This window comes from Citrobacter sp. Cu096 (assembly GCF_030332285.1).
In the GTDB taxonomy this organism is placed as follows: Bacteria; Pseudomonadota; Gammaproteobacteria; order Enterobacterales; family Enterobacteriaceae; genus Citrobacter; species Citrobacter meridianamericanus.
Map to the genome: position 1 here is coordinate 132,254 of NZ_JAOWID010000029.1, position 22,859 is coordinate 155,112.

The following is a 22,859-nucleotide window of genomic DNA, read 5'->3' on the forward strand; positions in this document are numbered from 1 at the left end:
AGTGGAAGCCATTAAATTGCGCAATTTTTATACAACCATCATGATTGATTAAACCGAAAAATCGGTAACAGGTAGTGCTGCGACTGTAAGACAATAGTCTCCAGCGTACCTGCATCCAGTTGACGCCAAAGACGCTGATACCAGATGTCATCGCCTTCGCCACGTACCATCATGTTGCCTTCATAGGCCTGCAGAAACTTACTGCGCGCCTTTTGCAACGTTTCATCGTCATCTAACATGGCATCATTTGCGGCGTCATAACAGGTTTTTATCCATGCGCCTCCGCTTTCCGGCAATACCAGCAACGGTGATGACATGCCTTCCCGATAACCCTCAATGAGTTGCGACAGGTACAGCAGCGCCTGTTCTGCTTCCAGTGGTGGAAAACGCCATTCCCCGTCTTTACGCAGGAATAATCGGCTCTCTCCCATACCGCCACTCGCACAATAGACAAGATGTTCCAGCCAAAGTTGCACGCCCTGCGCAATGCTGATCAAAGATGGGCGCCAGCGCAACAAACCGTCCTCTTGTACCTGCGGCAACCAACCGGTGATTTGCACGCCGTTACAGGTAAGATCGATTTCCATGCTCTGACAAGGCTGACGACAGGCGATAATGCGTTCAGCCAGCGTCTGCATCTCCTGACGCTGCGTATCCCACAGAATTTCGCCAAATGGCCCATAGGGAAGCACGCCCGCCGCACGAAAACGGCGAAACAGTCGTTCAGCGTCGTTCTCTTCAACCAGTGTATTAAGCAATTGCTGATTAAGCTGATAGCGGGTTAATCCCTCAAGGGTGAAAGGTTCCGTGTCCGGGATCTCACTCTCCTCAGAGCGGAAGTTGACCCTCAGACGCATCTGGAAAAAGGCCCGCACCGGATGAGCCCAAAATCGCTGCAGCGTTTCCAGCGTCAGTGTTTCAGGCATCTCAAAGGGAAGAGGCTGAACAAAATCCGTGTGCGCTTTTCCTGACAGGCTCGCCGCAGGTAGCCATTCCCGGGCATAGCTTTGCTGTTCCCCCGGGAGATAGTTTTGCGCGTCGAAGGGCATCCGGGTATGCAAACGAGTAATGTGCGCTTTGACCCTGGCTTCGCTTTCATCACAAGTGAGCGCTTCATCACCCGGTAAATAGTGGCTTTGCCCGATGTAGTCCAGCAACTCCTGCACCAGTACCGACGGGAAGCGTTCGCTGTTGTCCTGAATGGAGCGACCAATGTAGCTGATATAGAGCGTTTGCTGCGCTGAGATCAATGCTTCAAGGAACAGATAGCGGTCATCATCACGACGGCTGCGATCGCCCCGCATCGGTTTTTGACTCATCAAATCAAAACCCAGCGGCGCAAGCTGGCGCGGATAAACGCCATCGTTCATGCCCAACAGGCACACCACTTTGAAAGGGATAGAGCGCATCGGCATCAGCGTACAAATATTTACTGGCCCCGCAAGGAAACGCTGGCTGATGCGCTCCTGGTCAAGACGCTGCGCCAGCTCATCACGTAACAGAGAGAGCGGTATGGCCTCGCCATACTCGGCTCCCAAACCTTCAGTGATGATGGCCTGCCACTGCTGTTCAATCAGCGTCATCGCCGCTTCGGTATCCGCGTCCGGCAGGAAGAAATCATTAAGCATGTCCCGGCATACGGGCAGCCACTCTTCCAGAGGTCGTTCCTGAGCTAACCCTCTGCGCCAGAGATTTAGCTGCATCAGCAAAGAGGCCAGATGCCCGACCAGCTCAGCAATCAAACCGCTGGACTCATCGTAAGGTAATACCGATTGCCACTCGCCCTGCGCACTTTCCATCGCGTAGCCGAGCAGCATACGCGTTAAACCAAATTGCCAGGTATGCTGACCTGTAGGCGGAAGTTCCAGTTCACGCACGTTATCGTCGTCAATTCCCCAGCGAATCCCGGATTCATTGACCCATAAGCGAAGATAGCGCAGCCCTTCTTCATCAATATTGAAACGTGCCGCCAGCACGGGAACATCCAGTAACGCCAGTACATCCTCAGAGACAAAACGGCTATCCGGCAGCGACAGCAGACTGATAAAGGCCTGCAAGACGGGATGAGACTGACGCGCCCGACGGTCAGAAATCGCATATGGCAGGTAACGCTCGGCTGGCGCACTACCAAAGACCGATTGAATGAATGGACTGTAGCTGTCGATATCCGCCACCATCACGATAATATCGCGCGGCGTCAGCGTTGGATCCGCTTCCAGCATTGCCAGCAGGCGGTCATGAAGAACTTCCACCTCACGCTGTGGGCTATGGCAGACATGAAAAGTCACGCTGGTATCGTTCAGATCCAGCCTTCGTTTATTGTCGCTACGGGAATATTCCTCCAGCGTAACGCCCGCCACAGCATAGTTTTCGAGTTCCAGAATATCCGATTGAATATTATGCAAAAGATTGTCAGGAGTAATGTCGACAAACGCATCCAGTTCCTGACTATTTTCCAGTTCTGCAAGCAGGTATATGTAGTCGCGCCCCAGTTTGCCCCACGAAGCCAGCATCGGGTTGCCCACGTCCTGCTCACCATCGCTATTGAATAATCCTTCGACTTTCTCACTATCACGAAACAGCGGCAGGTGCCGTTCTTCAAAACTGTGTCGACGCTGACGTGCCACCAGCTTCGCCAGCCAGGCAGGATCTTTAATATCTCCCCAGTAGTAGCGACAAGGGTTGGTAAACAGCAGATGAATATCAATGTGCTTACCCAGCGCCTGCAGTGCCTGCAAATAAACCGGCGGCAACGCCGAAATGCCGCAAATAAATACGCGAGAAGGCAGCCCCTGGGGGCACTCGGACGCACTTTCCAGAGTCTGAATAAATCGTTGGTATAAATTGGCACGATGCCAGCGCGGCTGGCCCATTTCCTCGGTATATTCCACCAGCGCTTTCCACAACGGCGCCTGCCAGTCCTGAGACTCGCCAAGTCCTTCAACCCGTCTTCCCGCCTCCCACTGGGTCAACCAGTCAGGGCGGTAAACTAAATACTGGTCGAAAAGGTCAGCCGCGCGTGAGGAGAGCTGAAACAGCTTACGTTTATCAGTATCGTCCGTCAGATAGTGGCGCAGCAATGCAAAGTCATCGCCATCCAGCAATTGCGGTAACAGCGTCATCAACTTCCAGCTCATGCTCTGCTTGCTGAACGCGCTCTCTTTCGGGATGTCTGGTAGCACACGCACAAACATATCCCAGATAAAACTCGCGGGCAGCGGAAAATCGATGTTGGCGGCAATACTAAACTTCTGTGCAAGAGTCATTTGCAGCCACTGCGCCATGCCGGTGCTTTGAACCAGGATCATCTCAGGTTCAAAGGGGTCGTCCAGCCGCTCGCGCTCAACGATAAATTCCATTAACGCTTCAAGCACATCCAGACGATTGGAGTGGTAGACCCTTAACATAGCGACTCCTGACTACTGACGATTCGGGCAATGCAGACGCATCATCTGACCCTGCCTGCCCAAGGGTGAAGATATTTTAACGTTGATGCTGACACATCCCGCTCGCGTTGTCTGCATTCGGTTAACCTGCCAGTTCACAGGCGATGAAAACTGATACAACTGGGTTTGCTGCCAGGCGTGACGCCAGAGTTGTTGATACTGATTTCTGATGATAAAGCTGTTCATCAGTGCTCGCTGGTATCCCGACAACGCAGTAACAATCATAATCATCAGCGCCATTGCCAGCATCACTTCCGGCAGGCTAAAGCCACGCTGCCTGTTCAGGGGATCTGGCATAACGCTTGATCCTTTAGTGGACAAAAATCGCTCCAGCCATGCGCTAAAAATTCGAGGTTGCCCTCGGTGACAATACCCTGACGCCATAGCGATCCCCCTTCATGATGGGCAATGAGCAGCACGAAATTAATGCTCAGCAGTCGCAGGCAAACTACGGCATCTTGCGTGATATAGCGCCGACACTGCACGGCTTGTTGTATGCTCCAGGGCTGCATACGTCCCCATTCCATAGCAGATTGCAGCACCGCCTGGCGCTGCAAAGCCTGACTTTGCGTGGCCACTCGTGAAGCAAAACTGGCCTCCTGTCTGTTAACGCCATGCAGCAGTAGGCTACCGAGCACCAGCAGCAACAGGACCATCCCCAGGGATGAAACGCCTCGCTCACGATTCACAGGTTAAATCCTGTCACGCTGTAGACTGCTTCGATAACCTTTTGTGGTTCGCCGTTGCTCACTCCGCGCAAACGCAGAGTAAGGAGTGGTGAATATCCGCTGAGATTCAGCCGTTCAACCTGAAATGCTTCAATCTGTATCGTGGCTGGATCGGTCATTTTCTCCCACCCTTTTCCATTACATCCAGTTGCTCCTCGCAAGGTCTCCAGCACCTTGTCCTGTAAACGAAATCCGATTACATCGGCCTCTTTCGCGGGACTGCTCTCCCAAACGCCGTTGCTGTTGGCATCCCAGCGAGCAATAACGCAGTCGCCCTTCGCCGATATCACCAACCCCTCTCCGACACAGTTTCCCCGGCAATACCCTGCCCGTTGAAGGTGCTTCGCTACGGTGTAGACCCGTTGCCATATTTCATCTTCCAGCGCTAACAGGCGTGTGTTGCGCAGAATCTCTTGCTGCAGTGCCGGTAAAAATCGTACTGAACTAAGCAGTAAAATGCTGCTAATCGCCATGGCGATTAGCACTTCCAGCAGAGAAAAACCTCGTTCGCTTACTGACATAATCTGGCCTCATCGCGCTCACAAAGCCTGATCCGCCCCCAGCCAGACACCACCACGCGCCATTCTCCTGCCGCATTTTTCAGGCGAATATGTCCGGTCCATGCCGTATTGCGCAGGCCAAAAAAGGCCAGTGAAGGGGTTATCTCTGCCATTTCAACATCGTCCCACAATGGCGTAAAAACCAAAGACGAAACAGGTCGACACGTGGTTTGCAAAGCCGCAGAGCTGACAAAACACCAGGATGTGCCATCCCGAACCACGCTGATGACATGATCTCGGTTACGCCAGTTAGCATCGTCACGCAGTTGCAGCAGGTAATCTCTTACCTGGCTGGCGGTCTGCCACAGTCGCTGTTGCTGCTGCCAGCCCTGCCAACCATACAGCCCCGATGCGCCAAGCGCCGCGATGATCAGCATCGCTATCAGGGTTTCAAGAAGCGTGTAGCCTTGTTGTTTTTTCATGCCGCCAGTATGGCGTGAGGAAAATGAATAACGAGCGGGAAATTCGGTTTCTACGGCGAGCTACGGGAAATATTTGTCGCGTTGCAGGCCGTTGCACTATTTCAGGAATCTACGCCGAAGAACGTGATTTTAGATAAAAAAAACCGACGCTCACGGGCGTCGGTTGTGTCAGCATGAAGCTGGTTAGATAGCCACCGGCGCTTTAATACCCGGGTGCGGATCGTAGCCTTCAATTTCGAAGTCTTCGAAGCGGTAGTCAAAGATGGATTCAGGCTTACGTTTGATGACCAGCTTCGGCAGCGCGCGCGGTTCGCGGCTAAGCTGCAGATGCGTTTGTTCCATGTGATTGCTGTACAGATGCGTGTCGCCGCCGGTCCAGACAAAATCACCGACTTCCAGATCGCACTGCTGCGCCATCATGTGCACCAGCAAGGCGTAGCTGGCAATGTTAAACGGCAGGCCGAGGAACACATCGCACGAACGCTGATACAGCTGGCAAGAGAGCTTGCCATCCGCCACATAGAACTGGAAGAAAGCATGGCACGGCGCCAGCGCCATCTTATCCAGCTCACCAACGTTCCATGCGGAAACGATGATACGCCGAGAATCCGGGTCATTTTTGAGCTGGTTTAACACCGTAGTGATCTGGTCAATATGGCGGCCGTCGGGTGTAGGCCATGCGCGCCACTGTTTACCATAAACCGGACCTAAATTACCGTTTTCATCCGCCCATTCGTCCCAGATGGAGACATTGTTTTCATGCAGGTAGGCCACGTTAGTGTCGCCCTGCAAAAACCACAACAGCTCATGAATGATCGAGCGTAAATGGCAGCGTTTAGTCGTAACCAGCGGGAACCCTTCCTGCAGATTAAAACGCATCTGATGACCAAAAATGGAAAGCGTTCCGGTTCCGGTGCGGTCGTTTTTCTGTGTGCCTTCATCCAGCACTTTTTGCATCAGTTCTAAATACTGTTTCATGGTTCCTCAGGAAACGTGTTGCTGTGGGCTACGGCGATACGCCCAAACCATCATAATAATGCCTGCGACAATCATCGGGATTGAGAGAATCTGCCCCATGCTGATGTACTGTACCCAGGTGCCGGTAAACTGCGCATCTGGCTGGCGGAAGAATTCAACGATGATACGAAATGCGCCATAGCCAATCAGGAACAGACCGGATACCGAGCCCATTGGGCGCGGTTTGCGAATGTACAGGTTAAGAATGATAAACAGCACCACCCCTTCCAGCGCCATCTCATAAAGCTGTGAGGCGTGGCGCGGCAACGAGCCATAGGTATCAAAAATAGACTGCCATTGCGGATTAGTTTGCAGCAGTAAAATATCTTCGGTGCGAGAGCCAGGGAACAGCATGGCGTACTTGAAGTTCGGGTCAACGCGTCCCCACAGTTCACCGTTAATAAAGTTGCCCAAACGCCCTGCGCCCAGGCCAAACGGAATCAGTGGGGCAATGAAATCAGAAACCTGGAAGAACGAACGCTTGGTGCGTTTGGCGAAGATAATCATCACCAGGATCACACCGATAAGCCCACCGTGGAAGGACATCCCACCATCCCAGACACGGAACAGATACAGCGGATTATCAAGGAATAACGAGAAGTTATAGAACAGTACATAGCCAATACGCCCACCGAGGAAAACCCCGAGGAAGCCGGCATACAATAAGTTTTCTACTTCATTTTTGGTCCAGCCACTGCCCGGACGATTAGCGCGGCGCGTCGCCAGCCACATCGCAAAAATAAAGCCTACCAGATACATCAAGCCGTACCAGTGAAGCGCGACGGGTCCGATTGAGAAAATGACCGGATCGAAATCCGGAAAATGCAGATAGCTACTGGTCATCTGTCACCACAAGTTCTTGTTATTTCGCTGAAGTCAGACAGCAATTGATAAGCGCGCCTGCATGATTCAGGCGCTCCAAAGGTGCGAATGATAGCACAAGGGGATCGCAGCGGATGCCGGGAAGATGTAAAAGATCTGTATAAGTAATCTTTACCCCCGTAATGCCTGATAGCGCTAAGCTTATCAGGCTTACAATCCTCCGCGAATCAGCCCCCCCATGCCACGGCGCTCCATAAAGGCCGCCACCTGATGGCGTACTTCTGTCGCCATCTGCGCTTCCAGGCTGCGCTGCGCCAGCGTTTGCGCCTCATCAAAATCGATGTGGCGCAGCAGATATTTAACGCGAGCCACCGAACGACCGTTCATCGACAAATGGCGAAAACCCAGGCCGATCAGAATGGCCACGCACATCGGGTCGCCCGCCATTTCACCGCACAAGCGCAAATCAATGCCGCTTCTTTCGGCTTCCTGTGCAATCATCGCCAGCGCGCGTAACATTCCCGGATGCAGACTGTCATAAATGCTGGCTACCCGCGTATTGTTACGATCGACAGCCAGAATGTACTGGGTGAGATCGTTGGTTCCGACCGAGATAAAATCGATCCGGTTTGTCAGATGCGGCAGCATGAACACCATCGACGGAACTTCCAGCATGATGCCAATGCGCGGTTTCGGGATCGCATAGCCGATCATCTCTTCCACTTCGCGTCCGGCGCGTTCAATCAAACGTCGCGCTTCGTCGACTTCATCAATGCTGGTTACCATCGGCAACAAAATGCTTAGGTTGCCGGTTGCCGCGTTGGCACGCAGCATCGCTCGAACCTGGATCAAAAAGATCTCCGGTTGATCGAGCGTGATGCGGATCCCACGCCAGCCGAGGCACGGGTTTTCTTCACTGATCGGCATGTAGGGCAGTTGCTTGTCGGCACCGACATCCAGCGTACGCAGGGTCACCGGCTTGTCGTTAAACATTTGCAGCATGCCCTGATACTGCGCAACCTGTTCTTCTTCTGAAGGAAAACCGCTTTGCAGCATGAACGGAATTTCGGTGCGATACAGGCCAATACCGTCGATCCGGCTACCCAGCTTCTCTTCATGCTCCGGGCTGAGACCCGCATTGAGCATCACCTTCACGCGCTCGCCGCTTTTTAACTGTGCAGGTTGGTTGACGTCGTCTTCCGCCAGGCGGCTCAGTTCAACTTCTTCACTGATAAGACGCTGGTATTCCTGGATCAATACCGGTTCCGGATCGACCAGCAGTTCACCGCGATAACCGTCCACCACCAACGTACGGCGATGCAACACCGACGGCTGGATATCGGCCCCCATGACGGTAGGGATACCCAGCGCGCGAACCATAATTGCCGCATGAGAGTTGGCTGCGCCATCCCGGACAACCACGCCGACTAAACGGTCCTGAGGAAGTTCCGCCAGCGTGGTGGCGGAAAGCTCATCCGCCACCAGCACAAAGCGTTCCGGCCAGGCATTCGGTCCCTGGACTGAATCGTCAAGATGGAACAGCAGACGCTGGCCCAGCGCGCGTAAATCACCGGCGCGCTCTTTAAGATAGTTATCGCTCAGCGCGGCGAACTGTTCGGCAAACTTTTCGATGATCGTTTTAACGGCCCATTCGGCCACCGAGCCATTATCCACTTCCGCAAATAGCTCGCGGCGCAAACGGGTATCGGAAAGCAGGTGCGAGTAGAGATCAAAGATCGCCGCCGTTTCTTTCTGCGCCCCGGCGGTAAAGCGTTTGCTGTAGCGGCGGAATTCGTTCGCCGCCTCCTCCAGCGCGCCGGTGAGTCGCTCGCGCTCAAGCACCGGATCCAGCGTTGAAGCCTGATAGACCTGCTCCATCAGCGGCAGAGTCGCGTCCTGCCAGCCTTCGGCTATCGCCACGCCGGGGGCGGCAGGCAATGCACGAATGCGCGTTTGCCGATATTGACCGAACAGCGCATTTAGCTGCGATTGCGAAAGAATAGCCGCCATTTGCGTGGCGAGCGTGACGAGGAAAGACTCTTCACTTTCATCGTACTGGCGCAATTCGCGCTGCTGTACCACCAAAACGCCTAAAAGCTGGCGGCGCTGAATGATCGGTACACCTAAGAACGCCCGAAAACGCTCTTCTTTTACCGAAGGAATGTATTTAAAGCTGGGATGTTTTTGCGCATCAGCGAGGTTGATAGGTTCCGCCAGCCTGCCAACCAGGCCAACGATACCTTCATCAAACGCGAGTGCGACAGTGCGACCACGCGGTTTTTTTAGTCCCCGGGTCGCCATGAGGTAATAACAACGTCGATCGTGGTCAGCCAGATAAACCGAACAGACCTCTGTATCCATCGCAAGACAGATGTCAGTAACCAGAATATTCAGCGCTTCATTCAGACGCGGAGCACTGGCCACCTTTTCGACTATTTCGCGCAGGCGGGTGAGCATAATTTGCGTAGCTTAACCTCTTTTACGTCTGTACGCAGGTGCGCTTTGCGGCTTAGGAGTGCTCTCCTGAAGCGCCATGACAACACTTGCGAATTCTTTCATCACCCTGCGATAGACATCGCGTTTAAATGACACCACCTGTCGAACCGGATACCAGTAACTCACCCAGCGCCAGCCGTCGAACTCAGGTGTACTGCTGGTTTGCATATTAATTTCAGCATCGCTGCTGACCAATTGCAGAAGAAACCATTTTTGTTTCTGGCCGATACAAACCGGCTTCGTGTCCCAACGCACCAAACGTTTCGGTAACTTGTAACGCAACCAGTTACGAGTAGAAGCAAGGATCCGTACATCTTTACGGCTGAGCCCCACTTCTTCAAAGAGTTCCCGGTACATCGCCTGCTCTGCTGTCTCTCCTGCGTTTATCCCACCTTGCGGGAATTGCCAGGAGTGCTGACCAAATCGCCGGGCCCACATGACCTGCCCCTGGCGGTTACAAATTACTATCCCTACATTCGGGCGGTAGCCATCGTCATCAATCACCGGACTACCTCAACATAAACCTTATATACAAACGATTGTTTCACACTCCTGAGGGGCGGTAAACCACTCTGTTAAGGGTGCGATATTCTAATAACAATTGAATAACTCACAGTTAAGGGCAGAGTTATAAACAGAAGAAGGGCAACGAAGGCGATTTTATTCACCTTTTCTGTGGATATAGTTGTGAAGAAGTACGGAATTACTATGGGAAAACCCAGAACAGTCCGAATAAGACATTCGTCACAGAGTAAAAATAGTCTTCTATATTCATCAAGTTAAAACCATTCAGCGCAAATAAACGCATGGAAATGTGATATGCATCACGCACACGATCTTCAGGCTGATGAAAGATCGACCAGCGTCGGTTTTATCCACAGATTATGCCAATAAGTTAGGCACAATTTGTGTGAAAATTCGATTTTCGTCGCACGTCAAGGCTGTAAATTGAAACAGTAGTAGGGGTTTTTCACAGTTATCCCATCTTTCTGTGGATAACATGGTGTAAGATCCTGTTCATTGTCAGTGACCAGAATTGGAAAACCCGCTTCGCTGTTGCGCAACTCTGCGCAAGTGAATTTAAAAACCAATATAAATCATAGAATTGAATAAAGCATGTGGAAAAAGATAAACTCTATCCACACGGTATAAAATCATTGCTCATTTTTTCACCTAAGGGTCATCCCGATGTCAGAACTGCATCCGTTGCTTTCTCCACCTGAATCTGAAGCCCAATTGCTGAGCCAGGCGCGGCAGCTTTCAGGCTACACGTTGGGAGAGTTGGCGGCGATGGCGGGGCTCGTCACGCCAAAGGATCTTAAGCGCGATAAAGGCTGGATTGGCGTGCTACTGGAAATCTGGCTCGGCGCCAGCGCGGGCAGTAAACCGGAACAGGACTTCGCAGCGCTGGGCGTGGAGTTGAAGACAATCCCTGTGGACAATCTTGGCAGACCGCTGGAAACCACCTTTGTGTGCGTTGCGCCATTAACCGGCAATACCGGCGTCACCTGGGAAACCAGCCATGTGCGGCACAAACTTAAACGCGTCTTGTGGATCCCGGTAGAAGGCGAACGCAGCATCCCGCTGGCTGAGCGCCGCGTCGGTTCTCCCCTGCTATGGAGCCCGAGCGAAGAGGAAGACCAGCAATTGCGTCTGGACTGGGAAGAGTTAATGGACATGATTGTGCTAGGCCACGTCGAACGCATCACCGCTCGCCATGGGGAAGTACTGCAACTGCGTCCTAAGGCCGCTAACGCCCGGGCGCTTACCGAGGCCATTGGCGCCCATGGCGAACCCATCCTGACCCTGCCCCGCGGTTTTTACTTGAAAAAGAACTTCACCCACGCATTGCTTGAGCGACATTTCTTATTCCAGGCGCAATAGCCTCCTCCGGCCTTTCACCCGCTGCGTTACGGGCCTATAATTACCGCTTCTTTTTTTTGGCAGGACTTTGTTCGATGTTATTTGCATGGATAACCGATCCTAACGCCTGGCTTGCGCTCGGTACGCTGACGCTGCTGGAGATCGTTCTTGGGATCGACAATATTATTTTCCTCTCTCTGGTTGTAGCTAAACTCCCGACAGCGCAACGCAATCATGCCCGACGTATTGGGCTTGCAGCGGCGATGATCATGCGTCTGGCACTGCTGGCCTCTATCGCCTGGGTAACGCGGCTGACAAACCCGTTATTCGAAGTGTTTGGTGAGGAGATATCCGCACGCGACCTGATCCTTCTACTGGGGGGATTGTTCCTGATCTGGAAAGCCAGTAAGGAGATCCACGAATCCATTGAAGGTGAGGAAGAGGGGCTGAAAACCCGCGTATCTTCTTTCCTGGGCGCAATTGTGCAGATCATGTTGTTAGACATTATCTTCAGCCTGGATTCCGTAATTACTGCGGTTGGCCTGTCTGACCATCTGTTTATTATGATGGCGGCGGTGGTGATTGCCGTAGGTGTAATGATGTTTGCTGCACGTCCGATTGGCGAGTTTGTCGATCGACACCCTTCGGTGAAAATGCTGGCACTCTCGTTCCTGATTCTGGTCGGTTTTACGCTAATTCTGGAAAGTTTCGACGTCCACGTTCCGAAAGGATATATCTATTTCGCCATGTTCTTCTCTATCGCGGTAGAGACCCTGAACCTGTGGCGTAATAAAAAAAATCCGCTCTGATAAAATTCATCGCTCCCCGCAAGGGGAGCGAATGCCCACCACACCTACCTCTTCTCACAGTTTAAGATTTTACTGCTTTCACCCTGCACAACTTCGCGTTATTACTAAACTATTGAAAGACGCAGGCCATGTGAGGATAAGCAGATGAAAAAATGGGCAGTTTTGATTTCCGCCGTAGGACTGGCTTTTGCCGTTTCCGGATGCAGCAGCGATTATGTAATGGCGACAAAAGATGGTCGAATGATCCTGACCGATGGAAAACCAGAAATTGACGATGATACCGGTCTGGTGAGCTATCACGACCAGCAGGGCAATGCGATGCAGATTAACCGCGATGATGTGTCTCAAATCATTGAACGCTGATGGTTGAGGTCAGCAGCGCGCTGGCCTTAACAATTTTACTTCCCTTTTTCTCTTCCCTCAGCCATTTTTATAATCCTTATGTCGTGATTATAAAAAGGAAACGGCTATGCAATATCACCGTATACCCCACAGCTCGCTGGAAGTCAGTACACTGGGGCTGGGCACAATGACGTTTGGTGAACAAAACAGCGAAGCCGACGCCCATGCACAGCTCGATTATGCCGTCGCTCAAGGCATAAATTTGATCGACGTTGCCGAGATGTATCCGGTTCCGCCGCGTCCTGAAACCCAGGGTCTTACTGAAACATACGTAGGTAACTGGCTTGCCAAACATGGCAGCCGTGAAAAGCTGATTGTGGCTTCTAAGGTCAGTGGACCATCACGTAACAACGACAGCGGCATTCGCCCGAATCAGGCGCTGGATCGTAAAAATATCCGTGAAGCGCTGCACGACAGCCTGAAAAGGCTGCAAACCGATTATCTGGATCTGTATCAGGTTCACTGGCCACAGCGCCCGACCAACTGCTTTGGTAAGTTAGGCTACAGTTGGACGGACTCCGCCCCGGTCGTTTCCCTGCTGGACACGCTGGATGCATTGTCAGAGTTTCAGCGTGCCGGGAAAATTCGCTACATCGGCGTGTCCAATGAAACCGCGTTTGGCGTAATGCGCTATCTGCACCTGGCGGACAAACACGATCTGCCGCGTATCGTCACCATCCAGAACCCCTACAGCCTGCTGAACCGCAGCTTTGAGGTTGGACTGGCGGAAGTGAGCCAGTATGAAGGCGTTGAACTGCTGGCATACTCTTGTCTGGGCTTCGGTACGTTAACCGGTAAATACCTGAACGGCGCGAAACCTGCCGGCGCACGCAATACGTTGTTTAGCCGCTTCACACGCTACAGCGGCGAGCAAACGCAAAAAGCCGTCGCTGCCTACGTCGATATCGCGAAACGCCATAATCTGGATCCTGCGCAAATGGCGCTGGCATTCGTGCGGCGTCAGCCGTTTGTCGCCAGCACCCTGCTGGGCGCCACGACGATGGAGCAGCTAAAAACCAACGTTGAAAGTCTACATCTGGAGTTGAGCGAAGAGGTATTGGCAGAGATTGAAGCGGTGCATCAGGTGTATACCTATCCTGCACCGTGATGATGTGTACCTGATGGCGCTGCGCTTATCCGGCCTCCATATCGTTCTTGCTGTAGGCCGATAAGACAACGCCGCCATCCGGCAATGTTACCGGCGGCGCTGCCAAATCCACAGCGCCGCAATCGCCAGCGCAAACAGCGCGCCAAACCCAATCCCAATCGCGACCGCCGGGATCCCCACCAGAACCGCCAGTGAGTAAATACCCAGCATCAGCAGCATCGCGCTGTTTTCGCCCAGGTTTTGCACCGCAATCGCATTGCCCGCACCGACGCTTTTCTTACCCCGCTCCTGCAGTAACGCGTTCAGCGGCACCACAAAGAACCCACCACACACGCCGATAAGCAGCAGCAACGCGTAGGCCGGAAGCAGCGAATGTTGAAGAGAAAAAATCAGCACCACGACGCCGATCAGTATCCCCGCAGGCATACAGCGCGACACAGTTTCCAGCGTCACCAGTTTCGCAGCCGCCCCTGCGCCGACAACAATCCCGATCGCTACCATGGCATTGAGATAGGTAGGCGTGGCGTTATCGGTGATGCCGAGCGCCACCGGAACCCACAGCACCAGCAGAAAACGCAGCGTGACGCCCGCGCCCCAGAAAAGGCTGGTTCCGACCAATGAGAAACGCGTTTCACCATTGCGCCACAGTGAGGTTGCGGCACAGAAAAAACTGCGCGTCATTTTGCCCAGATGCCAGGACTGGCCTGGGCGAGCCGCGGCGAGCTTCGGAATATACACGTTAGCGACCACCGCGCCTGCATAGGCCAGTGCACAAGCAGAAAGCGCAGCAATCACGTGCCAGTCGGCCAGAACGCCGCCAGCGACGGACCCGAGCAAAATCGCAGCAATGGTGGAAGCTTCCATCAGGCCGTTGGCTTTCACCAGTTTGTCGCCGGTGGTCAGTTCACCGAGAATGCCATACTTGGCCGGTGAATACGCCGCCGCGCCAATCCCCACCAGCGTGTACCCGAGGAACGGATTAATGCCAAAGCAAATACTCGCCGCTCCCAGCAGCTTCAGGCCGTTCGCGAACATCATCACCCTGCCTTTGGCAAAGCTATCCGCCACCTGTCCAACAAAGGGCGCAAACAGAATGTAAGCGCCCACAAACACCATCTGGAGGATTGGCTGACTCCAGTCCGGATAAAATTGCTCCTTCAGCAGCGCCAGTGTAGCAAACAGCAACGCGTTATCGCCAAACGCCGACAGAAACTGCGCGGCGATCACGGACATCATCCCTTTGGACCAGATTGACGTGTTAGTGTGCACTGACTCACTCATGTTGTTTTTCCGCCTCGTCGACCCAGCTTTTCAGCGTAACAAAATCCGGCTTACCGCTGCCAAGTAATGGAAGTTGCTTCAGGTGGCGTATATCACGCGGTACGGCGAGTTCAGGTACGCCGTGCGCCCGCGCATACTGCTGTAGTTTTTCTCGCGTGAGTTCGCTGTCGGTAGTGAACAGCACCAGGGCCTCACCTTTGCTGACATCGCTCTTGATCGCCGTGGCATGCATTTTGTCTGCAGACACCGCCAATGCCAGTTGCTCAACCATTTCCAGTGAGACCATCTCTCCGGCAATTTTCGCAAAACGTTTGGCGCGCCCCTGGATCTGGACAAAGCCGTTTTCATCAAAGCGTACAATGTCTCCGGTGTCGTACCAGCCGCGCTCAATCTCACCCTGCGCATTTTCTGCCGTCGGCACTTCCAGCACGCCCGGTTTTTCAACGCGCAGATAGCCGCTCATGATATTAGGACCTTTCAGTTGTAAACGCCCACCATCCTCAATGCCCGGCACGGCCAACAGTCGGGCATCCATACCAGGCAGGATACGCCCTACCGTGCCGGATTTTGCCGCCATCGGTACGTTGATCGACACCACCGGCGCACATTCCGTCACGCCATAGCCTTCAAGAACGCGCAGGCCAAATTTCTCCTGCCACAGCTGCTTTGTGCTGTCCTGCAGTTTTTCCGCTCCCGCTACCACATAGCGCAGGCGGTGGAAGTCATACGGATGCGCGAAACGCGCATAGTTGCCGAGGAACGTTGACGTACCAAACAACACGGTGCAGTTCCGGTCATAGACCAGCTCCGGCACAATGCGGTAATGCAGCGGGCTGGGATAAAGAAACACTTCTGCGCCGGTCAGTAATGGCGTGAATAATCCCACCGTCAGGCCAAAAGAGTGGAACAGCGGCAGCGCCGACATAAAGCGGTCATCGGCGGTGAAATCGGCAATCGTTTTAATCTGCTCAACGTTCGCCAGAATGCTCTTGTGGCTGTGGACCACACCTTTCGGATGGCCTTCCGAACCAGACGTAAAGAGGATCACCGCAGCCTCTTCCGGCTGCTGCTTTACCTGTGCCAGATGCGGAGCCAGCAGATGTGAGAAGATCCACAGCTTATCGCTAAAGGTCACATCAGCTTTTAAGTCTTCCAGATAAACCCAGCGCACCTGGGTAAGCTGTTCAGGCAAGTGCCAGAGTTTGCCTTTATCGAGAAATTGTCGGGAAGTGAAGATCGTTTTGATTTCGGACGCAGTAATGGCGCTGGTCAATCCCTTCACGCCCGCGGTGTAGTTCATCATGGCCGGAATGCGTCGACGCGCAATCGCGCCAAAAATAACCGCTGCGCTGATCCCCGCATTTGGCAGCATCAGGCCGATTTTTTCGCCTTCGGCGCTATATTTCTCCAGAATACGGGCCACAAAGAGTGTCTTCGTCAGCAATTTGCGGTAGCTGTCCGGCGTAAAGTTAACATCTTCAATGCAGTTTTTGCCTGCGCCAAAACGGTATTTTGCCGCCAGTAGCGACTCGTACAGCGTTTCACGCGGGCGTACCGCCATGCGGGCTTCCATCATAATTTGATGCAGCATTTCACCGGCGATTTTACGGCGATCGCGAGCACGCGGCGCTTCCGGCATCGGCATTTGGGTCGGCGGCAAGATATGCAGTTGAATACGCGGAAAAAATCGCTGTTTAACCAGACCTTTCAGGCGGCTAAAGCGGGTAAGCTCTGCGCCCTCGATGCGTACAGGAACGACCGTCGCTCCCGACTTAGCGGCAACAAACCCGGCACCATCATATATTTTCATCAACGAACCGGTGGTAGAAATACGCCCTTCCGGGAAAATAACCACCGGACGACCCTGTTCGACCAGGCGAACCAGATGCTTAATCGACATCGGTTTGGTTGGGTCTAACGGCACGAAATCAATCAGCGGGGTTAGCCAGCGCATATACCATTGCTGGCTGATCGAGGTGTAAACAGCAAAGACGGGACGAATCGGTAAAAAGAGTGCCAGCAGGATGCCGTCTATAAATGAGACATGGTTGGGAGTGATTAGAACGCGTTCTCCCTGTAGCGCGCTGACATCGCCCGTGACGCGAACGCGGAAAAGCACGCGAAACAGATTACGAAAAAGGCCAAATAGCATCTCAACTCCCTGTGCCATTAATTATATAACCATCAATGGTGGGAGAGTATACGAGTTGGAGAAGGGGCGCGACAGATTACTGGTAAATACAATCCGAAAAAAAACCTGCGCATCCGCGCAGGTCGGTGCAAGAGACAGGTACGAAGTGCGTACCGAATAATCTCACCAATCAATACCTCTGGGATCTTGATTGTGGTCGTCAGCAGCCAGATACGCCAGCGCGAAAACGCAAAGGAATGAACCCAAATGCAACGAGTTGTGTAAATTATCGGTTACTGTTACAGACAGGCTGAAAATAAAAAAAACCTGCGCATCTGCGCAGGCTGGTGTAATTCTAGTGATCAACCCGAAAGTTGATTTCACCTATCAATACCTCTGGGATCCCAACTCTAGCAATCCGCTCCGTTCTCCCACCAGCTAACAATCGCAACAGCGCATCGCAAAGTGTAAGCAAAAATTAGCATTTCCTGTTTTTCTGTCTTGCCTCGCTCGCGCGCGCTCACATTTGCGACGTCCTGACGGGCAATCTGCTTGAACAGTCAGCCATTTTCCGTAACACTGACGGAATGTAAGCGTTTACCCACAACAGGTACTATCATGGCGACCATAAAGGATGTAGCCCGACTGGCTGGTGTATCAGTCGCCACCGTTTCTCGCGTGATCAATGACTCCCCTAAAGCCAGCGAAGCATCGCGTCTGGCCGTAACGAGTGCAATGGAATCACTCAGCTACCACCCCAATGCCAATGCGCGGGCGCTGGCACAACAATCAACAGAAACCATCGGCCTGGTGGTCGGTGATGTGTCCGATCCATTCTTTGGGGCAATGGTTAAAGCTGTCGAGCAGGTGGCCTATAACACCGGAAATTTTTTGCTGATTGGCAACGGCTACCATAACGAACAGAAGGAACGTCAAGCGATTGAACAGCTCATTCGCCACCGCTGTGCAGCACTTGTTGTCCATGCCAAAATTATCCCGGATGCTGAACTGGCTTCATTAATGAAGCAAATCCCCGGTATGGTTTTGATTAACCGAATTCTTCCGGGATTCGAACAACGCTGCGTTGCCCTCGATGACCGATTCGGCGCGTGGCTCGCTACCCGACACCTTATTCAGCAAGGCCATACGCGCATCGGTTATCTGTGTTCCAATCACACGATTTCAGATGCAGAAGATCGTTTGCAAGGCTATTACGACGCGCTGGCGGAGAGCAATATACCGGTAAGCGATCGGCTGGTGACATTCGGCGAACCGGATGAAAGCGGCGGTGAACAGGCAATGACCGAGTTGCTTGGCCGTGGCAAAAACTTCACTGCGGTAGCCTGCTACAACGACTCAATGGCGGCTGGCGCCATGGGCGTATTGAATGACAATGGCATTGATGTGCCGGGAGAAATATCGCTGATTGGCTTTGATGACGTGCTAATTTCCCGCTATGTTCGCCCACGTCTGACCACAGTACGCTATCCCATCGTGACGATGGCAACCCAGGCCGCCGAACTGGCACTCGCGCTGGCGGAGAAGCGTCCCGAGCCTGAAATTACCCACATCTTTAACCCAACTCTGGTGCGTCGCCATTCCGTTTCGACGCTGACAGAGCCAGGGAATTCAACGTCAAACGATTAACCAGGATTGCGTCATGACTACGATGTTGGACGTTTCACGACACGCAGGCGTCTCAAAAGCGACCGTTTCGCGCGTGCTGAATGGCACGGGTCAGGTAAAAGAGAGCACGCGCCAGAAAGTGTTTAAGGCCATGCAGGCACTCGATTATCGGCCCAATTTTTTAGCGCGCTCTTTGGCGAATCGCACCAGCAACAGCATTGGTCTGGTGGTTTCCACATTTGATGGCTTCTACTTTGGTCGCCTGCTGCAACAGGCTTCGCGCCAGACGGAGTCTCACGGCAAGCAGTTGATCGTCACCGACGGCCACGACACGCCGGAGCGGGAGCTGGAAGCCGTACAAATGCTGGCTGACAGGCAGTGCGACGCCATTATTCTCTATACCCGCTATATGAGTGAAAAGGCGATTTTGTCGCTGATGAACAGCATTGATATGCCCTTGCTGGTCATTAACCGGGATGTCAGTCAGGCCCGGGATCGCGCGATTTTCTTCGAACAAGAAGACGCCGCGTATCAGGCGGTTAATTATCTGATCTCGCAGGGACATCGCGATATTGCCTGCATCACCGTGCCAGGGCATACCCCTACCGGCAAATCACGTCTGATGGGGTATCGTAAGGCGCTGGAAAAAAACGGTATTCCCTGGGATCCGAGCAAGATCAAATACGGCGATTCCACGATGACACGAGGCTACGAAGCGTGTCTTGAACTGCTGGAGGAAGGGGTAAAATTCAGCGCCCTGTTCGCCTGTAACGATGACATGGCATTAGGTGCATCAAAAGCGTTACATCAGGCCGGACTGAGGATCCCAATGGACGTCTCACTGTTTGGTTTTGATGACGCACCCAGCGCCAAATGGCTGGAGCCGGGGCTGTCTACCGTTTATCTGCCGATTGATACCATGATAACTACGGCCATCGACCAGGCTATCCGGCTGGCCAACGGCGAAAGCGTGGAGCCGATCCCACCGTTTACCGGCAAACTGGTGTTGCGTGATTCAGTAACGCCCGGACCGTACTTTAAGTAATTAAATGCCGAATGGCAGGCAAGCGCCATCCGGCATTCAATCAAATAAGTTCCAGCGCTAACAGCTCATCAATAGTCTGACGACGGCGAATGAGTCGCGCCACGCCGTTATCGAACAGAACCTCCGGCAGCAGCGGGCGACTGTTGTAGTTTGACGACATTGAAGCTCCATACGCCCCGGTATCATGCAGCACAAGATAATCACCCGGCACCACCGCAGGCAGCAGACGAGTCTCCACATTTCCGCCTTCCTGCTGGGTAAACACGTCACCGGATTCACACAGCGGCCCGGCCACCACCGTCTCAATTTGCGCCGCATGATCCAGAGAACGTCCATCCCCCGCCAGCGCGGAGATATGGTGATAGCTACCGTACATGGCCGGGCGCATAAGATCGTTGAAACCCGCGTCGATCAACACAAAGTGACGACTGCCCATCTCTTTTACGCTACGCACCTGCGCCACCAACACGCCTGCTTCCGCCACCAGGAAGCGCCCGGGTTCGATCTCCAGTTTGACGGCGTGTCCCAGATGTTTAGCTATTTGATCTCGTGCGGCGCTCCACAAACCAAAGTAGTGATCGGTGTCGATCGCCTCTTCACCTTCGCGATACGGAATTGATAAACCGCCCCCCGCGGAGATCGCCTCCAGATCCTGACCAAATTCAACCACCTGGCGCACCATCGCGCCGCATACCTGCTCCAGATGCGCGTAGTCTACGCCGGAGCCGATATGCATATGAATCCCCACCAGCTTCAGCTTATAGCGCTGAATCACTTCCAGCGCCGCAGGGAGTGAGCTATACCAGATGCCGTGCTTGCTGTTTTCGCCGCCAGTATTGGTTTTTTGACTGTGCCCATGCCCAAAGCCTGGGTTTACGCGCAGCCACACGCGATGGCCCGGCGAGACCTGGCCCAGTTGCTCCAGCATGTCTACCGACCCGGCATTTACCGGAATACTCAATTCATGTACCCGCGCAAGCGTCGCTTTATCAATCATATCGGCGGTAAAGACTATCTCATCTTTCCCCGGCACAAAGCCTGCCGCCAGCGCACGTTCAATCTCGCCAAGCGAGACGGAATCAACCTTCACGCCCTGCTCACGCATCAGGCGCAGAATATGAATGTTCGAACATGCCTTCTGGGCAAAACGCACCACGTCAAACTGTTTGAGTTTGGCAATCTGCGCCCGAATGATTTGCGCATCGTAAACCCATACCGGGCAGCCAAATTCTGCGGGCAGGCGTAACAGATTGTCGGCGGTCAGGTCGGTGTCTGTGCTGTTGAGTGGGCGTGGCATGCTGTGCTCCGATAGTGGCTTTTTTATGATTACGCCACAGCCCAAAAAGAATAAAAAATATCGTTTTATCGTGAGTCTATGCAAAAATGATATGGATTAGATCATTCGAGGATTAGCTATGCCCGCCGTTAACCTGCGTCACATCGAAATTTTCCACGCCATCATGACCGCAGGCAATCTGACGGAAGCCGCACGCATGCTCCACACCTCACAACCCACCGTCAGTCGGGAACTGGCAAGATTCGAAAAAGTGCTGGGGTTAACACTGTTTGAGCGTAGCCGCGGGCGACTGCACCCAACGGTACAGGGGCTACGTCTGTTTGAAGAGGTGCAACGTTCATGGTATGGCCTGGACAGAATTGTGAGCGCCGCTGAGAGCCTGCGTGAGTTTCGCCAGGGAGAATTATCGATTGTTTGTCTGCCGGTATTCTCACAGTCCTTTTTACCGCCGCTGCTGCAGCCATTTCTCGCGCGCTATCCGCAGGTCAATATTCAGATAGTGCCGCAGGAATCGCCGCTGCTGGAAGAGTGGCTGTCGGCACAGCGCCACGATCTGGGGTTAACGGAAACGTTGCAAACGCCTGCCGGAACAAAACGCACCGAGCTGCTGGCGCTGGATGAAGTATGTGTACTGCCACAGGGGCATCCGTTGACCAAGAAAGCGGTATTAACGCCGCAGGATTTTCAGGGAGAGAACTACATCAGCTTGTCGCGGACCGACAGTTACCGCCAGCTACTAGATACCCTTTTCAACGAGCATCAGGTGAAGCGCCGTATGGTGATAGAAACCCACAGCGCCGCTTCGATTTGCGCGATGGTGCGGGCGGGTGTGGGGATCTCAGTGGTCAACCCACTCACCGCACTGGATTACGCCAGCAGCGGAGTCGTTATCCGCCGCTTCAGTATTTCAGTACCCTTTACGGTCAGTCTGATTCACCCACTTCATCGCCCCGCCTCAGCGCTGGTTGATGCTTTTACAGCACATCTGCAAGCCCATCTCCCTAGGCTTATCGATCCGCTGGAGGCTATTTTGCATCCACAGACGAAAGCATAAACGCCACCGCATCTTGCGCATGGATTGCCGCCGTGTCGAAAACCGGGAGTGGGCTTAGCTCGGCTGGAACTAACAGACCAATCTCGGTACAGCCAAAGATCACCCCTTGCGCGCCCTGTTTCGCCAACTGATCAATGACGCTCAGGTAATAGTCGCGGGAGGTTTCATTGAACTCACCGAGACACAATTCGTCGAAAATAATCTGGTTTATTCTCTGACGGTCATCAGCTTCAGGAGTAAGCGTGCTGATGCCAAATTCAGCCTGTAAGCGCCCGCGATAAAAATCCTGCTCCATGGTGTAACGCGTGCCCAGTAGCGCCACGTTGCGCATCTGCTGCTTTTGTATCGCCCGGCCCGTCGCATCGGCAATATGCAAGAACGGCACATCACAGGCAGTTTCAATCGCCTCAGCAACTTTGTGCATGGTGTTGGTACACAGCACGATCCCTTCCGCTCCGGCTTGCTGAAGTCCGATGGCGGCCTGCGCGAGGATCTCCCCGGCCCGCTGCCAGTCAGCGCTTGACTGACAGGCTTCAATCTCGTGAAAATCCACGCTGTGCAACAGAATCTGCGCAGAGTGCAGACCACCCAAACGCTGTTTAATCCCTTCATTAATGAGTCGATAATAAGGAATGGTGGATTCCCAGCTCATACCACCTAACAGACCGATCGTTTTCATCATTTCCCCTTATTCGTTGTTGTTTTTTCAGTGGACCAAAGATGCGATCAACTTTCCACAACTATTAGTCAAT

The 22,859-nt window shown here is 53.3% G+C and carries 20 protein-coding genes; 7 read left to right on the forward strand and 13 right to left on the reverse strand.

Annotated elements, in window-relative coordinates; genetic code table 11:
- Positions 1-38: 38 nt before the first annotated feature.
- From recC to rppH, 9 genes are all read right to left on the reverse strand, one after another.
- Complete coding sequence (recC, locus tag OGX99_RS13495) at positions 39-3,407, reverse strand: exodeoxyribonuclease V subunit gamma (protein WP_286543855.1); 3,369 nt, start codon at positions 3,405-3,407, stop codon at positions 39-41.
- A 12-nt stretch (positions 3,408-3,419) separates the two neighbouring features.
- The gene (locus tag OGX99_RS13500) at positions 3,420-3,743 is read right to left on the reverse strand and encodes a prepilin-type N-terminal cleavage/methylation domain-containing protein (RefSeq protein WP_151218282.1); all 324 of its coding nucleotides are present in this window, start codon (positions 3,741-3,743) and stop codon (positions 3,420-3,422) included.
- On the reverse strand, positions 3,728-4,135 hold the full coding sequence (locus tag OGX99_RS13505; RefSeq protein WP_286543858.1) for a DUF2509 family protein: 408 nt from the start codon (positions 4,133-4,135) through the stop codon (positions 3,728-3,730). Before OGX99_RS13505 ends, OGX99_RS13500 begins: the two co-directional genes overlap by 16 nt.
- Positions 4,132-4,695 (reverse strand): prepilin peptidase-dependent protein, encoded by a 564-nt coding sequence (locus OGX99_RS13510; RefSeq protein ID WP_151218284.1) that lies wholly within the window; start codon positions 4,693-4,695, stop codon positions 4,132-4,134. The genes OGX99_RS13505 and OGX99_RS13510 overlap by 4 nt, the downstream gene beginning before the upstream one ends.
- Complete coding sequence (locus tag OGX99_RS13515) at positions 4,686-5,156, reverse strand: prepilin peptidase-dependent protein (protein WP_151218285.1); 471 nt, start codon at positions 5,154-5,156, stop codon at positions 4,686-4,688. The genes OGX99_RS13510 and OGX99_RS13515 overlap by 10 nt, the downstream gene beginning before the upstream one ends.
- 183 nt (positions 5,157-5,339) lie before the next feature.
- Positions 5,340-6,134: a thymidylate synthase gene (gene thyA, locus OGX99_RS13520; RefSeq protein ID WP_151218286.1), complete on the reverse strand. Its 795-nt coding sequence runs from the start codon at positions 6,132-6,134 to the stop codon at positions 5,340-5,342.
- A 6-nt stretch (positions 6,135-6,140) separates the two neighbouring features.
- Entirely contained in the window at positions 6,141-7,016 is an 876-nt protein-coding gene (gene lgt, locus OGX99_RS13525) for a prolipoprotein diacylglyceryl transferase (RefSeq protein WP_100271949.1), read from the reverse strand.
- A gap of 189 nt (positions 7,017-7,205) precedes the next feature.
- The gene (gene ptsP, locus OGX99_RS13530) at positions 7,206-9,452 is read right to left on the reverse strand and encodes a phosphoenolpyruvate--protein phosphotransferase (protein ID WP_151218287.1); all 2,247 of its coding nucleotides are present in this window, start codon (positions 9,450-9,452) and stop codon (positions 7,206-7,208) included.
- A gap of 12 nt (positions 9,453-9,464) precedes the next feature.
- On the reverse strand, positions 9,465-9,995 hold the full coding sequence (rppH, locus tag OGX99_RS13535) for an RNA pyrophosphohydrolase (RefSeq protein ID WP_003825602.1): 531 nt from the start codon (positions 9,993-9,995) through the stop codon (positions 9,465-9,467).
- Between the two features lie 684 nt (positions 9,996-10,679).
- Between rppH and mutH the strand changes: the two genes are divergently transcribed.
- The 4 genes from mutH to OGX99_RS13555 all read left to right on the forward strand — a co-directional run bounded on the left by mutH (position 10,680) and on the right by OGX99_RS13555 (position 13,673).
- Positions 10,680-11,375 (forward strand): DNA mismatch repair endonuclease MutH, encoded by a 696-nt coding sequence (mutH, locus tag OGX99_RS13540; protein WP_210905331.1) that lies wholly within the window; start codon positions 10,680-10,682, stop codon positions 11,373-11,375.
- A gap of 74 nt (positions 11,376-11,449) precedes the next feature.
- Positions 11,450-12,163 (forward strand): TerC family protein, encoded by a 714-nt coding sequence (locus OGX99_RS13545; RefSeq protein WP_187253148.1) that lies wholly within the window; start codon positions 11,450-11,452, stop codon positions 12,161-12,163.
- A gap of 144 nt (positions 12,164-12,307) precedes the next feature.
- Positions 12,308-12,526 (forward strand): lipoprotein YgdR, encoded by a 219-nt coding sequence (gene ygdR, locus OGX99_RS13550; protein WP_000758660.1) that lies wholly within the window; start codon positions 12,308-12,310, stop codon positions 12,524-12,526.
- A 106-nt stretch (positions 12,527-12,632) separates the two neighbouring features.
- On the forward strand, positions 12,633-13,673 hold the full coding sequence (locus tag OGX99_RS13555) for an NADP(H)-dependent aldo-keto reductase (protein ID WP_151224285.1): 1,041 nt from the start codon (positions 12,633-12,635) through the stop codon (positions 13,671-13,673).
- 87 nt (positions 13,674-13,760) lie between these two features.
- Here the strand turns inward: OGX99_RS13555 and lplT are convergent, their stop codons facing one another.
- Both lplT and aas read right to left on the reverse strand, forming a co-directional pair.
- On the reverse strand, positions 13,761-14,954 hold the full coding sequence (gene lplT, locus OGX99_RS13560) for a lysophospholipid transporter LplT (RefSeq protein WP_151218290.1): 1,194 nt from the start codon (positions 14,952-14,954) through the stop codon (positions 13,761-13,763).
- A complete protein-coding gene (aas, locus tag OGX99_RS13565) occupies positions 14,947-17,106 on the reverse strand; it encodes a bifunctional acyl-ACP--phospholipid O-acyltransferase/long-chain-fatty-acid--ACP ligase (protein ID WP_187253149.1) in 2,160 nt (719 codons plus the stop codon). Before aas ends, lplT begins: the two co-directional genes overlap by 8 nt.
- A 597-nt stretch (positions 17,107-17,703) precedes the next feature.
- Here aas and galR point away from each other — a divergent pair.
- On the forward strand, positions 17,704-18,732 hold the full coding sequence (gene galR, locus OGX99_RS13570) for an HTH-type transcriptional regulator GalR (protein WP_187253150.1): 1,029 nt from the start codon (positions 17,704-17,706) through the stop codon (positions 18,730-18,732).
- A gap of 13 nt (positions 18,733-18,745) precedes the next feature.
- The gene (locus OGX99_RS13575) at positions 18,746-19,756 is read left to right on the forward strand and encodes a LacI family DNA-binding transcriptional regulator (protein WP_151218291.1); all 1,011 of its coding nucleotides are present in this window, start codon (positions 18,746-18,748) and stop codon (positions 19,754-19,756) included.
- A 40-nt stretch (positions 19,757-19,796) separates the two neighbouring features.
- Here OGX99_RS13575 and lysA read toward each other — a convergent pair whose 3' ends face one another.
- A complete protein-coding gene (lysA, locus tag OGX99_RS13580; protein ID WP_210905333.1) occupies positions 19,797-21,053 on the reverse strand; it encodes a diaminopimelate decarboxylase in 1,257 nt (418 codons plus the stop codon).
- Positions 21,054-21,171: 118 nt separating this feature from the next.
- Here lysA and OGX99_RS13585 point away from each other — a divergent pair, with 118 nt between their 5' ends.
- On the forward strand, positions 21,172-22,107 hold the full coding sequence (locus tag OGX99_RS13585) for a LysR family transcriptional regulator (RefSeq protein WP_151218293.1): 936 nt from the start codon (positions 21,172-21,174) through the stop codon (positions 22,105-22,107).
- Here OGX99_RS13585 and OGX99_RS13590 read toward each other — a convergent pair.
- Positions 22,079-22,786 carry an aspartate/glutamate racemase gene (locus OGX99_RS13590; protein ID WP_151218397.1) on the reverse strand — a complete coding sequence of 236 codons (708 nt, stop codon included), beginning with the start codon at positions 22,784-22,786 and terminating at the stop codon, positions 22,079-22,081. The genes OGX99_RS13585 and OGX99_RS13590 overlap by 29 nt on opposite strands.
- Between the last annotated feature and the right edge of the window lie 73 nt (positions 22,787-22,859).

Coding starts and splice junctions, on each gene's coding strand:
- mutH (WP_210905331.1), top strand. CDS start 10,680: ATGTCAGAACTGCATCCGTTGCTTTCTCCACCTGAATCTGAAGCCCAA.
- galR (WP_187253150.1), top strand. CDS start 17,704: ATGGCGACCATAAAGGATGTAGCCCGACTGGCTGGTGTATCAGTCGCC.
- recC (WP_286543855.1), bottom strand. CDS start 3,407: ATGTTAAGGGTCTACCACTCCAATCGTCTGGATGTGCTTGAAGCGTTA.
- OGX99_RS13515 (WP_151218285.1), bottom strand. CDS start 5,156: ATGAAAAAACAACAAGGCTACACGCTTCTTGAAACCCTGATAGCGATG.
- lplT (WP_151218290.1), bottom strand. CDS start 14,954: ATGAGTGAGTCAGTGCACACTAACACGTCAATCTGGTCCAAAGGGATG.
- lgt (WP_100271949.1), bottom strand. CDS start 7,016: ATGACCAGTAGCTATCTGCATTTTCCGGATTTCGATCCGGTCATTTTC.
- OGX99_RS13510 (WP_151218284.1), bottom strand. CDS start 4,695: ATGTCAGTAAGCGAACGAGGTTTTTCTCTGCTGGAAGTGCTAATCGCC.
- ygdR (WP_000758660.1), top strand. CDS start 12,308: ATGAAAAAATGGGCAGTTTTGATTTCCGCCGTAGGACTGGCTTTTGCC.
- thyA (WP_151218286.1), bottom strand. CDS start 6,134: ATGAAACAGTATTTAGAACTGATGCAAAAAGTGCTGGATGAAGGCACA.
- aas (WP_187253149.1), bottom strand. CDS start 17,106: ATGCTATTTGGCCTTTTTCGTAATCTGTTTCGCGTGCTTTTCCGCGTT.
- OGX99_RS13555 (WP_151224285.1), top strand. CDS start 12,633: ATGCAATATCACCGTATACCCCACAGCTCGCTGGAAGTCAGTACACTG.
- OGX99_RS13575 (WP_151218291.1), top strand. CDS start 18,746: ATGACTACGATGTTGGACGTTTCACGACACGCAGGCGTCTCAAAAGCG.
- OGX99_RS13585 (WP_151218293.1), top strand. CDS start 21,172: ATGCCCGCCGTTAACCTGCGTCACATCGAAATTTTCCACGCCATCATG.
- OGX99_RS13545 (WP_187253148.1), top strand. CDS start 11,450: ATGTTATTTGCATGGATAACCGATCCTAACGCCTGGCTTGCGCTCGGT.
- OGX99_RS13500 (WP_151218282.1), bottom strand. CDS start 3,743: ATGCCAGATCCCCTGAACAGGCAGCGTGGCTTTAGCCTGCCGGAAGTG.
- ptsP (WP_151218287.1), bottom strand. CDS start 9,452: ATGCTCACCCGCCTGCGCGAAATAGTCGAAAAGGTGGCCAGTGCTCCG.
- lysA (WP_210905333.1), bottom strand. CDS start 21,053: ATGCCACGCCCACTCAACAGCACAGACACCGACCTGACCGCCGACAAT.
- OGX99_RS13590 (WP_151218397.1), bottom strand. CDS start 22,786: ATGAAAACGATCGGTCTGTTAGGTGGTATGAGCTGGGAATCCACCATT.